This is a genomic window from Winogradskyella ursingii (assembly GCF_013403975.1).
GTDB lineage: Bacteria > Bacteroidota > Bacteroidia > Flavobacteriales > Flavobacteriaceae > Winogradskyella > Winogradskyella ursingii.
On sequence record NZ_JABFDH010000002.1, the window covers coordinates 319,434 to 332,409 of the forward strand.

The 12,976-nt window shown below is 34.5% G+C and carries 14 protein-coding genes and 1 tRNA gene; 4 read left to right on the forward strand and 11 right to left on the reverse strand.

The window, feature by feature from the left end; translation table 11 throughout:
• Positions 1-100 precede the first annotated feature (100 nt).
• From HM983_RS05165 to HM983_RS05195, 7 genes are all read right to left on the reverse strand, one after another.
• Positions 101-565, reverse strand: coding sequence for an ExbD/TolR family protein (locus HM983_RS05165; protein WP_179344330.1), 465 nt, complete (start codon positions 563-565; stop codon positions 101-103).
• An 18-nt stretch (positions 566-583) separates the two neighbouring features.
• Positions 584-1,198, reverse strand: coding sequence for an ExbD/TolR family protein (locus HM983_RS05170; RefSeq protein ID WP_179344331.1), 615 nt, complete (start codon positions 1,196-1,198; stop codon positions 584-586).
• 9 nt (positions 1,199-1,207) lie between these two features.
• On the reverse strand, positions 1,208-1,651 hold the full coding sequence (locus HM983_RS05175) for a hypothetical protein (RefSeq protein ID WP_179344332.1): 444 nt from the start codon (positions 1,649-1,651) through the stop codon (positions 1,208-1,210).
• 15 nt (positions 1,652-1,666) lie between these two features.
• Positions 1,667-2,440, reverse strand: a complete 774-nt coding sequence (locus tag HM983_RS05180) for a MotA/TolQ/ExbB proton channel family protein (RefSeq protein ID WP_179344333.1) — start codon at positions 2,438-2,440, stop codon at positions 1,667-1,669.
• Between the two features lie 75 nt (positions 2,441-2,515).
• A tRNA-Ser gene (locus tag HM983_RS05185) sits at positions 2,516-2,603 on the reverse strand.
• 77 nt (positions 2,604-2,680) lie between these two features.
• On the reverse strand, positions 2,681-3,709 hold the full coding sequence (locus tag HM983_RS05190) for an asparaginase (RefSeq protein ID WP_179344334.1): 1,029 nt from the start codon (positions 3,707-3,709) through the stop codon (positions 2,681-2,683).
• Positions 3,710-4,480 carry a TatD family hydrolase gene (locus tag HM983_RS05195; RefSeq protein ID WP_179344335.1) on the reverse strand — a complete coding sequence of 257 codons (771 nt, stop codon included), beginning with the start codon at positions 4,478-4,480 and terminating at the stop codon, positions 3,710-3,712.
• 58 nt (positions 4,481-4,538) lie between these two features.
• Between HM983_RS05195 and HM983_RS05200 the strand changes: the two genes are divergently transcribed.
• Both HM983_RS05200 and HM983_RS05205 read left to right on the forward strand, forming a co-directional pair.
• Positions 4,539-4,979 (forward strand): retropepsin-like aspartic protease, encoded by a 441-nt coding sequence (locus HM983_RS05200; RefSeq protein ID WP_179344336.1) that lies wholly within the window; start codon positions 4,539-4,541, stop codon positions 4,977-4,979.
• A gap of 53 nt (positions 4,980-5,032) precedes the next feature.
• A complete protein-coding gene (locus HM983_RS05205) occupies positions 5,033-5,662 on the forward strand; it encodes a response regulator (protein WP_179344337.1) in 630 nt (209 codons plus the stop codon).
• Between the two features lie 517 nt (positions 5,663-6,179).
• Here the strand turns inward: HM983_RS05205 and odhB are convergent.
• Positions 6,180-7,436 (reverse strand): 2-oxoglutarate dehydrogenase complex dihydrolipoyllysine-residue succinyltransferase, encoded by a 1,257-nt coding sequence (gene odhB, locus HM983_RS05210; protein ID WP_179344338.1) that lies wholly within the window; start codon positions 7,434-7,436, stop codon positions 6,180-6,182.
• 35 nt (positions 7,437-7,471) lie between these two features.
• Complete coding sequence (locus tag HM983_RS05215; protein ID WP_179344339.1) at positions 7,472-10,240, reverse strand: 2-oxoglutarate dehydrogenase E1 component; 2,769 nt, start codon at positions 10,238-10,240, stop codon at positions 7,472-7,474.
• Positions 10,241-10,354: 114 nt separating this feature from the next.
• Between HM983_RS05215 and HM983_RS05220 the strand changes: the two genes are divergently transcribed.
• The gene (locus HM983_RS05220; RefSeq protein WP_246277466.1) at positions 10,355-10,900 is read left to right on the forward strand and encodes an alpha-ketoglutarate decarboxylase; all 546 of its coding nucleotides are present in this window, start codon (positions 10,355-10,357) and stop codon (positions 10,898-10,900) included.
• Between the two features lie 5 nt (positions 10,901-10,905).
• Here the strand turns inward: HM983_RS05220 and HM983_RS05225 are convergent, their stop codons facing one another.
• Complete coding sequence (locus HM983_RS05225) at positions 10,906-11,262, reverse strand: hypothetical protein (RefSeq protein WP_179344340.1); 357 nt, start codon at positions 11,260-11,262, stop codon at positions 10,906-10,908.
• On the reverse strand, positions 11,262-12,236 hold the full coding sequence (locus HM983_RS05230; RefSeq protein ID WP_179344341.1) for a polyprenyl synthetase family protein: 975 nt from the start codon (positions 12,234-12,236) through the stop codon (positions 11,262-11,264). Before HM983_RS05230 ends, HM983_RS05225 begins: the two co-directional genes overlap by 1 nt.
• Positions 12,237-12,364: 128 nt before the next feature.
• Between HM983_RS05230 and HM983_RS05235 the strand changes: the two genes are divergently transcribed.
• A complete protein-coding gene (locus HM983_RS05235; protein ID WP_179344342.1) occupies positions 12,365-12,970 on the forward strand; it encodes a TetR/AcrR family transcriptional regulator in 606 nt (201 codons plus the stop codon).
• Positions 12,971-12,976: the final 6 nt, after the last annotated feature.

Here is a 12,976-nt window from a genome sequence, read left to right on the forward strand (position 1 = left end):
TTTCATACACATAAAGCTACAAAATCTTTGAAGTTAAACTATAAAAAAACGTCCTGAAATATTTCAGGACGTTAATCATTTATAAAATTAAATAAAGAGATTATTCTTCTACTTTAGTATTTGTAATGTACATTATTTTTAATGCATTTGCTTCACGCAATTCTTGTTTGATATCAGAAACCAAACCTGCGTTTGTCTTCTTATCTACCTTGAGTCCTACAACAAATTTTGGCTGTAATTCCTCAATTAATTCTGATTGAGCCTGTAGCACTGCAGATTGTATATCCTCCACTCCTACAAAAGCGTCATTGATTTGAATTCGTGCCTCCTGACCAAATCTTTTGAAAGATTCACTAGGCTTACCTGCATAGATAAACATTGTTCTATCTTTTTTAAGTTTCTCAACTTGATCTGCGGCTGGTAAAACGTTTTCAATCATTAAAGAACTATCTCTCATTACAGTTGCCACCATAAAAAAGAAAAGCAACATAAATACAATATCTGGTAAGGATGCCGTTGAAATTGCTGGCAATTCTCCTTTTCCTTTTTTTCTAAATTTAGACATATGTGTTACTTTTAAATTTTAAGATTTATCTGGTTCTGCTTCAGAAAGTTTCATTGGATATAAATCCTTAATTCTTTCAATCTGATCATTTAGCTTTTCATCTTTACTAAATTGATTCTTCTCTTTTTCCTCCAACATCGATTGATACGACCTATTGAACAATCGCTGCGCTTCACGTTCTCTCAAGTAATTGTAGGCTGCAACGAGTTCGTTCTGTACCTCAATATACTTTTCATAAGACGTTTCCCTATCGTGTTTCATCGAAATAATGGCCTTATCAGGGTGGTCAGAAGAACTTTCTGAACGATCACCTTTACAGTAAGTACATGATTCGCCTGCCGCATTGGTACCTCCACCATTATCCAAAAAGTCAATTGCTGCCTCTTTTAAATTAGTTAACTTCATCTCTTCGTCTTCTACCAAGAGTTGATTGTTACGGTTAATTAAAACCGTAAAAATATTCTTTTCTTTAATAATAGGTGGCTCAACTTCAGAGTCATCAATAGGTGGCAAACTTCTTAACAATCCTTTATCCTTCTCTATAGTAGTTGTTACCAAGAAAAATATAAGTAGTAAGAAGGCAATGTCAGCCATTGAACCTGCGTTTACTTCTGGTGCTGCTCTTTTTGCCATAATTATATATTATTTATTAGTTATTTTTTTAGCACCTGAAAAAATCATAGCTAAAGCTGCAACTGCAATTAATATATAGAAGGCAATTAAACCAGCACCAACCAAATGTGATTGACTTTCGGTTGCCATACCATCCTGTAATTTGTATTGCATTCCATCACCACCCGATAGAACATAGGCGATGATTAATACTGCAGCAAATGCTCCGACTCCTATCAGAGTGCTTTTTAAAGTTGCTGTATTTGTGAAAAGATTTTTCAAAACGAAAATCACCACAAAAAACACAGTCAAACCTAAAATAACATAAGCTGTTATTGCCATAGGCTCAAATAGGCCTGCATTTTCACCGGACTTTATAGTCTCATCTCCTGCAGCGATAATTCTCACTAAGGATACGATGCCTACAAGACCAATAATGGCAGCAACTATTTTTAATATTTTGTGTAAATTCATAATTGTGTGGTTCTTTTATTTTCTTTTATATCTTACTAACATATCCATCAATGTGATTGATGCGTCTTCCATATCATTAACAATACTGTCAATTTTAGCAATGATATAGTTGTAAAAAATTTGGAGGATAATTGCAACGATAAGACCAAATACTGTTGTTAAAAGCGCTACTTTAATACCACCTGCAACTAAAGAAGGTTGCATATCACCAGCAGCTTCAATTTTATCAAACGCCTGAATCATACCAATTACCGTACCCATGAAACCAAGCATTGGTGCCAAAGCGATAAATAATGAGATCCAAGAAACATTTTTCTCTAACTGGCCCATTTGCACACCACCGTAAGCTACAACAGCTTTTTCTGCGGCATCAATGTCCTCGTCAGCTCTATCTAAACCTTGATAATAAATAGAAGCAACAGGCCCCTTTGTATTTCTACAAACTTCCTTAGCAGCTTCAATACCACCTGAGTTTAGTGCATCTTCTACATTTTGTGTTAATTTTTTAGTGTTTGTTGTTGATAGGTTTAAAAAGATAATTCTCTCGATTGCAATCGCCAATCCAAGAATTAAACATAATAATACAATACCCATAAATCCTGGGCCACCTTCAATAAAACGCTTTTTTAATTCTTGATGAAACGATAGTTCTTCAGCTGGTGCCTCCGCATCGTCTTGTGTTAAACTTGCAACAGTTGTTGCCGTTGTTGCTACTGTTGTTGCATTTGCGTTAACAGTTCCGATAGCCATTAAACAAGTAATGGCGAGAATAGAAAATAATCTTTTCATTGTTCTTAATCTTAATTTTATTAGTTAAAGTGTTAAAGATAAAAAAAAATATGTAATAACTGTGTAAAATATAAGCAGAGAGGAAGGGATTCGAACCCTCGATACCCTTTTGAGGTATACACACTTTCCAGGCGTGCGCCTTCGACCACTCGGCCACCTCTCTTTTAATTTTTTTTACAGAACTACAAGACTGCCAAATAACAAAAAAAACTTTGAACTCTAAAATTTAAGCCGTTAATTTTAGGACATTTCTCCTCTTAATGGTAATTCAAATACAGATTTAAATTCTTCTGAAGGTAATTGCACACCTAAAAGGTACATAAGTTTAGCAATGGCAGCTTCAGTAGTAATATCCTTTCCAGAGATTACACCAATGGATTTTAGTTTTGAACTGGTCTCATACTGACCCATGGCAACACTACCTCCAGCACATTGGGTTACATTCACAATTTGAAGCCCACCATCTAAGGCAGTTTTTAATAAGTCTATAAACCATGATGCCGTAGTGGCGTTACCTGAACCGTAAGTTTCTATCACCAATCCTTTTAAACCTTCTGTATTCAAAACTGCTTTTACTATAGGTTCAGATATACCTGGGAACAATTTTAAAATACCGATATTGGTGTCCATATTGACTCTTACAATTAGTTCTTTTGAACCATCATTTTTTAAAAGAGCCTCTTTATTAACGTTTAAATGCACACCCGATTCTGCCAAATGTGGATAGTTGAGCGATTCAAAAGCTTCAAAATGTTCAGCGTTGATTTTTGTGGTTCGGTTGCCACGATAAAGTTTGTACTCAAAATAAAGTCCCACTTCTTTTATAATAGGAACATTATTTTTTTGCAACGAAGCCATTTGGATGGATGTAATCAAGTTCTCTTTGGCATCGGTTCTTAAGTCTCCTATTGGTAGTTGTGAGCCAGTAAAAATGACAGGTTTATTTAGATTTTCTAACATAAAACTTAATGCAGAAGCCGAATAGCTCATGGTATCACTACCATGAAGCACTACAAATCCATCTGAATTATCATAATTAGATTCAATGATTTTTGCTATATCAATCCAATATTCTGGATTCATATTGGACGAATCTATCGGTTTTTCAAAAGACGTTGTTTCAATGTCGCAATCCAATAGCCTTAATTCAGGAATTTTAGTTAGAATGTTTTCAAAATCGAAAGACTTTAAGGAACCTGTATCCGCATCTTTTATCATTCCGATGGTACCACCTGTGTATATTAAGAGAATGTTCGGTTTTTTGTTCATCTATATGCCGAATATTTTTTTTGAATTTTCAGTTGTGATTGCAGCCACTTTTTCTTCACTAATCTCGTAAAGTTCGGATAATTTTTCCAATACCTTATATATATAGGAACTTTCGTTTCGTTTTCCACGATATGGTTTTGGTGCCAAATATGGCGAGTCGGTCTCTAAAACAACATGTTTTAAATCTATTTGATTAATGAATTGGTCTATTTTTCCATTCTTGAATGTCACCACTCCGCCTATACCTAATTTCATGTTATAGGAAATCGCTTTTTGTGCGTGCTCAAAAGTACCCGTAAAACAATGAAATATCCCGAACAAATCGTCAGATTTTTCACTTTCAAGAACTTCAAATATTTCATCAAAAGCATTTCTGCAATGAATGACAATAGGAAGTTTATATTTTTTAGCAAGTTGAATTTGATGTTTAAAAGCTTTAACCTGTAGATCTAAAGTTGTCTTGTCCCAATATAAATCAATACCTATCTCGCCAACAGCATAGAATTTTCTTGAAGCCAGCATATCTTCAACATGTTTCAATTCATTATTATAACTCTCCTTTTTGACGTGAGTTGGGTGCAATCCCATCATTAAAAAAATGTTTTTGGGAAAGTCTTTTTCAAGCTGAAGCATAGCGTTAGTGTATGTTGAATCTATTGCTGGAATGAAAAAACGTTTTACATTTACCTCTATCGCTCTTTCAATCATTGCCTTTCTGTCATCATCAAAGGACTCACTATATAAATGTGTATGTGTATCTGTAATAATCATATTGCAAAAATAATGGTTTAAAGGCGCTTGGTTTATTATATTTACCTAAAATCTGAATATGGAAACACTAAAAGATTTTCTACTGGAAAAAGGTTATTCTAAAGTGAAGTTAAAATTCACAAAAACCAATCATTTTGAAATTAAGGCAAGTATCAATGGTATAAAAGGACGGTTTATTTTAGACACAGGTGCTTCAAATAGTTGCGTAGGTTTTGAAGCAATTGAACGTTTTAACCTCAAAGTAAAAGATTCAGAAATTAAAGCCGTTGGCGCAGGTGCTTCCGATATGCTAACGCAGATTTCCAACTCAAACAAACTAAAAATCGGAAAGTGGAAAAAGAATCGCGTAGCTTTAATATTATTCAATCTTATACATGTTAATAATGGTCTAATTAATCATGATGCTGACCCTGTAGATGGCATTATAGGTGCGGATATTTTGAAAAAAGGCAAAGCTGTAATTGATTACCAAAAGAAATATCTGTATTTAAAACTGTAGGAATTTTTTAACATCAGTTTTCTTGCTATCTTTATTCTTAGATTAATAGCAAAATGAATCCGTCTATAATAATTGCAGATGACCATCCTTTGGTCCTCAAAGGTTTGCACGACTTTTTGAACGAAAATGACCATAACGTTTTAGCTAGTGCCAAAAACGGTAAAGAGGCACTCACGCTGATTAAAGCTCACGTTCCTGATATAGCTATTTTAGATATAAAAATGCCCTTTTATTCCGGTTTGGAAATTGCAAAAAAGTGCAAAGCTGATAATCTACCTACCAAAATTGTCCTCATCACTTTTGAAAAAGATGAAAAAACCTATCTAGCTGCAAAAAATCTAGGTATTTATGGCTATGTTCTTAAAGAGTTTGCATTAGAAGAGATTGAAAACTGCATTGATTCTGTGATTAAAGGCAAGCAATATTTTAGCCCTGAATTGCTAAAATTTCTTGAAGTAAAAGAACTACCCAAGCATTTAGACACACTTACTGATCACGAATTACGCATTGTGAAGATGATCTCTGAAAACAAAACAGGCGTAGAGATTGCAGATACACTTTCCATTTCACCAAGAACGGTTGAAAAACATAAAAGCAACATAATTAGAAAATTAAAACTAGAGAGCAAACAGAATAGTTTATTGATTTGGGCCAAAGAAAACTCTGAGTTCCTAGACCAATAACCAAACTTTTAAAAAAATACGTAAAGTTACGTATAGTATTGCACTCAGTTATTCCACATCTTTACACTGTTATTAATTAGGGTTAATAACGAGCTATTAATTAGTTCTTAGGGGATTACTTAAGCCTTGGATGAAAATTCAGGGCTTTTTTTATACCTAAAATCTAAAAATACGTAAAGTTACGTATAGTATGGCTTTATAATTATTGGCAATTTTACAGTGCTATTAATCAAAGCCTCAAATGAAGTTCTTAAAGGCTCTGAATTATTTTTAGTTCAGAGCTTTTTTTAAAACCTTAAAAAATTCAAGAATATGGAAAGAATGAAAGACAATGCCACTAAAAGCGATAAATTGTTTTTAATATTACTTATAGTGAGTTCTGTAATTGTTATATCAGCAAATATTGCAGTTAATTTTTTTAGTTAATTTTAGTTAGTTAATTCTTCTTTTTTTAGAAGAACAAAAAAAGCGCAATTTTAAGAAAATTGCGCTTTTTAGATTTTTATAATCGAAACAATTACATTTCTAATGCTCTCTTTACATCATTATCCATCAGTAATTCCGTTGGATTTTCCAATGCTTCTTTAACGGCCACTAAGAAACCGACAGATTCTTTACCATCAATAATTCTGTGATCGTAAGACAATGCAACATACATGATTGGTCTAATTTCTACATGGCCATCTATTGCTACAGGTCTTTCTACTATATTATGCATGCCTAAAATTCCACTTTGAGGTGGGTTGATAATAGGTGTAGACAGCATACTTCCAAACACACCACCATTTGAGATGGTGAATGTACCACCTGTCATTTCATCTACCGTAATTTTACCATCTCTAGCTTTTAAGGCAAGACGTTTTACTTCAGATTCAACACCTCTAAAAGATAGGTTTTCGGCATTTCTAATTACCGGTACCATTAGACCTTTTGGCCCTGAAACCGCAATACTAATATCTACAAAATCATAAGTAATCATTTCCTTACCATCAATCATAGAATTGACCGCAGGATATTGTTTTAATGCTCTCACAACTGCCAATGTAAAGAAACTCATAAATCCTAGGCTTACACCATGTTTTGACTTAAAGTCTTCTTTGTATTGTTTACGTAATTCAAAAATAGGTGACATATCTACTTCATTAAAAGTAGTTAACATGGCCGTTGTATTCTTTGCTTCCACCAAACGCTCTGCTACTTTACGACGTAACATGGACATTTTGCTTCGTGATGTACCTCTATTGCCACCAGTTGGTGTACCCATGGATGGAACAGCATTTACAGCATCATTTTTTGTAATTCTACCGTCTTTACCACTTCCCGGGACATCTTTAGCATCCACCCCTTTTTCAGCAAGTACTTTTTTAGCGGCAGGGCTTGCTATGCCAGATGCCTTTTTACCATCAGCAGGGTTAGGTGCTTTTGCACCCGTATCTTTGGTCTCGTTTTGTTCTTCTCTTAGTTCTTTCTCGACATTTTTTTCATTGCTGCCTTCATCACCACCATCATAGGTTGTGGTTGCATCTGCATCTGGCTCTGCACTTGTATCTATTAAACATACTACCGCTCCAACAGCAACTGCATCACCTTCTTCAGCTTTAAGCGTTATTGTTCCGCTCGCCTCTGCTGGTAATTCTAAAGTTGCCTTGTCGCTATCAACTTCGGCTATCGCCTGGTCCTTTTCTACGTAATCTCCATCTTGCACTAACCACTCGGCAATTTCTACTTCTGTAATAGACTCGCCTGGCGAAGGTACTTTCATTTCTAAAATCATGCTTTATCGTTTTAGTAAGCTATAATTTAACTTTGTTAGTTTATATATTTTCTCTTGTTGTCTTTGTTCTTATCAAAGACATAATCAATGACTTGATTGTGACGTATTTTTGAGCGCATAGAACTACCTGCAGCAGGTGCACCGTACGGCCTTCTACTTGCAAATCTAAAATCTTTGGATTCTTCAAAATTCATTAGAATATGACTGTAAGCTCCCATATTTCTAGGTTCTTCTTGTGCCCAAACGATGTCATCTGCGTTTTTATATTTTTTAATTATTTTTCGCATATCATCTACAGGTAAAGGGAACAGTTGCTCTATTCTTACAAAAGCTATATCGTCCCGTTCCAATTCTTCTCTTTTCTCAAGCAAATCATAATAGAATTTACCTGTGAGAAATACTAATGTCTTTACCTTATCTGCATTTACGGCTTTATCATCAATCACCATTTGGAAACTTCCAGTGGCAAATTCATCCACGGTTGAAACCACCTTTGGATGACGCAACAAACTCTTAGGCGTAAAAACAATCAATGGTTTTCTGTAATCGGCTTTCATCTGTCGTCGTAACAAATGAAACATATTTGCAGGTGTGGTACAATCTGCTACAAACATATTGTCCTTTGCACACAATTGTAAATAACGCTCCATACGTGCCGAAGAATGTTCTGCTCCTTGACCTTCATAACCATGAGGTAATAACATTACTAGGCCATTTTGAAGCTTCCACTTATCCTCTGCCGCAGAAATATATTGGTCCAACATAATTTGGGCGCCATTGCTAAAATCTCCAAACTGTGCTTCCCAAATCGTTAACGTTATCGGACTAGCCATAGCGTAACCGTAATCAAACCCAACTACTCCATATTCTGACAAGAGTGAATTATAAATAAAGAAACGCCCTTGCTTGTCGGCCATCTGATTATGAAGAATAATTTCTTCCTCACTATCCTCTACTTTTACCACAGCATGACGGTGTGAAAACGTACCGCGCTCAACATCCTGTCCAGAAAGTCGAACATCATTACCTTCTAATAAAATACTACCGTAAGCCAAATGTTCTGCCATTGCCCAATCCAAACGGTCTTCGTCGAACATGTCTTGTCTGGACTCAATAAGACGTTGAATTTTCCTAATGAATTTTTTGTCTTCCGGTAAATTGGAAATTGCTTTCGTGATTTTTTCAAGCTTGTCCTTAGGATAAGTTGTATCTACAGGTTCCATCATTTTATCCTCTTCTGCCGTGTTGAAATCAGTCCATTCATTTTGCATGAAAGGGGTGATTTCAGTTTTTTCAACCTTACGCGAATCTTCGAGAATTTCTTCAAGCTTATCCTTATATTCTTTTTCAATTTTCTTTACAAAGCCTTTGTCGATGACATTTTCCTTCAACAAACGTTCAGCATAAATATCTCTTGGATTACTATGTTTTGCTATTGCTTTATATAATAATGGTTGAGTGAATTTTGGTTCATCACCTTCATTATGACCATATTTTCTGTAGCCGAGCATGTCTATAAATACATCGCGCTTAAATTTCATTCTAAAGTCTAAAGCAAACAAAGTGGCATGCACAACTGCTTCTGCATCATCTGCATTAACGTGCAATACTGGTGATAGTGTTACTTTACCAACATCCGTACAATAAGTACTGGAACGTGCATCTAAATAATTGGTGGTAAAACCGATTTGGTTGTTGACCACTATATGAATAGTTCCATTGGTTTTGTAGCCGTCCAATTTCGCCATCTGGATGACTTCATAAACTACGCCTTGCCCAGCAATTGCAGCATCTCCATGCACAATAATTGGCAACACCTGTGATGGATTATCGGGATATTTGTCATCTTGTTTAGCTCTAACAATACCTTGTACCACAGGACCAACCGTTTCTAAATGCGAAGGGTTTGGTGCAATATTTAAATTTATTTTTTTACCAGTATCTGTAACACGGTCACTCGTCCAGCCTAAATGGTATTTAACATCACCATCAAAAACTTCCTGTTCGTAATCCTTACCATCAAATTCACTAAAAATGTCTTTGGCAGACTTACCAAAAATATTGGTCAAAGTACTAAGTCTACCACGGTGTGCCATACCCATTACAAATTCCTTAACGTCATATTCCGAGGCTTTTTCTATCAATGCATCCAATGCTGGAATCAAGGCTTCACCACCTTCTAAAGAAAAACGTTTTTGACCTACATATTTAGTGTGTAAAAAGTTTTCGAATGATACAGCTTCGTTAAGTTTTCTTAGGATTTTCTTCTTTTCGTCTTCTGAAAATTTAGGATGATTGTCATTAATATTAAGCTTATACTGAATCCATTCTATTTCTTCAGGCTTTCTTATGTACATATATTCAACACCAATAGAATCGCAATAAATACTTTCTAAATGATCAACAATGTTTTGTAAAGTCGTTGTTCCAAGTCCTAAAGTTTCACCAGCTGAAAATTGTGTTTGTAAATCATCTTTTGACAATCCAAAATTTTCTATTTCTAATGTTGGAGCATACTTTCGTCTCGCCCTAACTGGATTGGTTTTAGTAAATAAATGACCTCTACTCCTGTAGCCATTAATGAGCTTTACCACTTGAAACTCTTTCTGGACATGTTCTGGCATCTGGGTAGAAACACCTTCAACCACTTCTCCATTCATTCCGTAAGTTTCCGAGCCAAAATCGTAACCTTGAAAAAAGGCGCGCCAACTTGGCTCTACTGAATCTGGATTTTTTTGGTATTGTTCGTATAAATCAGCAAAGTATGCTGTATGAGCTGCGTTGAGAAAGGAATATTTATCCATTATTATTTATGAGACGTTGTCGTTTCAACAAATTTTATTCAAAAATACAACTTTTGTTAAATATAGTTTAGCTTTTATTATATTTATAACAATTAGAATAACACAATTGAAAACATGATAAAATCTAGCTCTCACTTTTATAAAAAAATAGCTATAACGTTAATAATGGTCGGTTTTTTTACGGCTTTTTCATTTTCCCAAAATAACAATTTTGAGCAGAACGATTTTTGGGATAACGTACAGTTTGGTGGTGGTATAGGTTTAAATTTTGGAGATGGTTTTTTTAGCGGAACTTTAGCACCAAATGCCATTTATCGATTTAATCCATATGTAGCAACTGGTATTGGTTTAAATTTTACATATAGCTCACAAAGAGATGTCTTTAACTCCACTGTTTTCGGCGGTAGCGTGCTTGGCTTATTTAATCCTATTAGGGAAATTCAGCTTTCAACCGAATTTGAACAATTGCACGTCAGTAGAAATTTTGACGAACAGTTTGCGACAAATTTAGATGATAATTATTGGTATCCCGCCATCTTTTTGGGTGTTGGTTATACCAGTAGAAATGTGACTGTTGGTATTAGATATGATATTTTGTACGATGAGGATAGAAGTATTTATACCGATCCTTGGATGCCGTTTGTACGGTTTTATTTCTAAACAAATTAAGAGAAACTATTTTTTTCTTTATACCAAACCTTCTGCCATTCTCTTTGTAAAATTAAAAAGGTAACATCTTCTGATAATTTCAAAGCATCCGAACCATCCAATGCTTTTATTTTCAATTCAGAAACATCAACAATATAAAGAAGGTTTAGATAATCCGCAAATTTTGACTGTATGAGCTGATAAATGGTTTCATGCAATACTAACTTAAGACTGGTAGGCAATGTTTCTTCATCAAATTCTAAATCAATATTTGCGTAAAGGAGGTCTTTGTTAAGTTGTTTTATGAGTTTTTTATAAAGGTTTAGATCATTGGCTTTCTCAATCAAAGACTCAAATGTGGATGGTAATTTCATTACACGCGTCGGTTCATTAACTGTTCACCAAATTCCTTTAAAATTGTCTTCTTTTCATCAGTAATATTTAGTTGTTCCAATAATTTAAACGCTTCATTCGTATAGTCTCTTACAGCTCTTAATGTGGCTTCACTCGCACCAGTACTATCAAAAAGTACCTTAATTTCAGAAACCTTATTTTCATTGGACATCTTTGAATCATTCATTTTTTTAAACAATTCTTTTTTATCATTTTCAGAACCCAACTCCGCTGTTTTAAGATAGAGATAGGTTTTCTTGTTTTCTAGAATATCACCTCCTGTCTGCTTCCCAAATGTTTCAGGATTACCAAAAGCATCTAAATAATCGTCTTGCAACTGAAATGCTATACCCAAATTCAGGCCAAAATCGTAAATGGCATTTTGATTCTCAACTGAAGTTTTAGCAATTATAGCACCCATTTTCATGGCGGCACCAACTAAAACCGCTGTTTTGTATTCAATCATTTTAAGATATTGGGCCATGGTAACATCATCCCTCGTTTCAAAATCAATATCATACTGTTGCCCCTCACAAACTTCCAAAGCTGTTTTACTGAATAATTTTGCTAATTGCTGAAACGTTTGTGGCTCATAATTTTCAAACAATTGATAGGCCAAAATAAGCATTGCATCGCCTGAGAGAATACCTGTGTTGGTATCCCATTTTTCGTGTACTGTCTTCTGTCCGCGTCGCAACGGTGCAGCATCCATTATATCGTCGTGCACCAATGAGAAATTATGAAACACTTCAACAGCTAAAGCAGCATTAAACGCTTTACTGTAGTCTGAACTAAAAACATCTGCCGTCATTAACGTCAAAACTGGTCTCAAACGTTTGCCACCGAGTCGTAAAATATAATTTATTGGATGATAAAGATTTTGAGGTTCTCTATCTACGGTAAAATCCTCTAAATATTTCATAAAGGATTCTTGATACTTTTCAATTGCCTGCATTGGACAAAAATAATTTAATTGTTTTAAAAAAAACATTACAAACGAGATGAACCAATGTTAAATAATCTATAAAACTTAGGAAACTTTTTTTGTTTTTAAAGTTTCCCACCTTACATTTGCACCCTGTTATGAGAGAAAAAATAATACATAAATCGGCTGACCTTTTTATCAACCTTGGTTTTAAAAGTGTGACCATGGACGATATAGCTAAAGAAATGGGTATATCAAAAAAAACTATTTATGTTCATTTCCCTAACAAAACTAAGCTTGTTGAAGCAACTACATTGCACATGTTCGAGACCATATCTTATGGCATTGATTGTATTTGTGCATTAGAAAAAAATCCCATTGAAGAAATTTTTGATATAAAACAATTTGTGATGGAACACTTAAAGAACGAAAAATCATCACCACAATACCAGCTTCAAAAATATTATCCTAAAATTTTTACGAGTTTAAAGTCCAAACAATTTGAGGTGATGCAAGGTTGCGTTACGGAAAATCTAAAAAGAGGATTGAGTCAAGGTTTGTATAGAGATAATATCGATGTTGATTTTATTTCGAGGATATACTTTAACGGTATGGTCAACCTAAAAGATCAGGATCTGTTCCCTCTTAAAAAATTTTCTATGAATACTTTAATGGAATATTATTTAGAATACCATTTAAGAGGTATCTGTACCCCGAAAGGGCTTGAAACATTAATCAGATTATTAAAAACCAATCAAAACTAAACATAT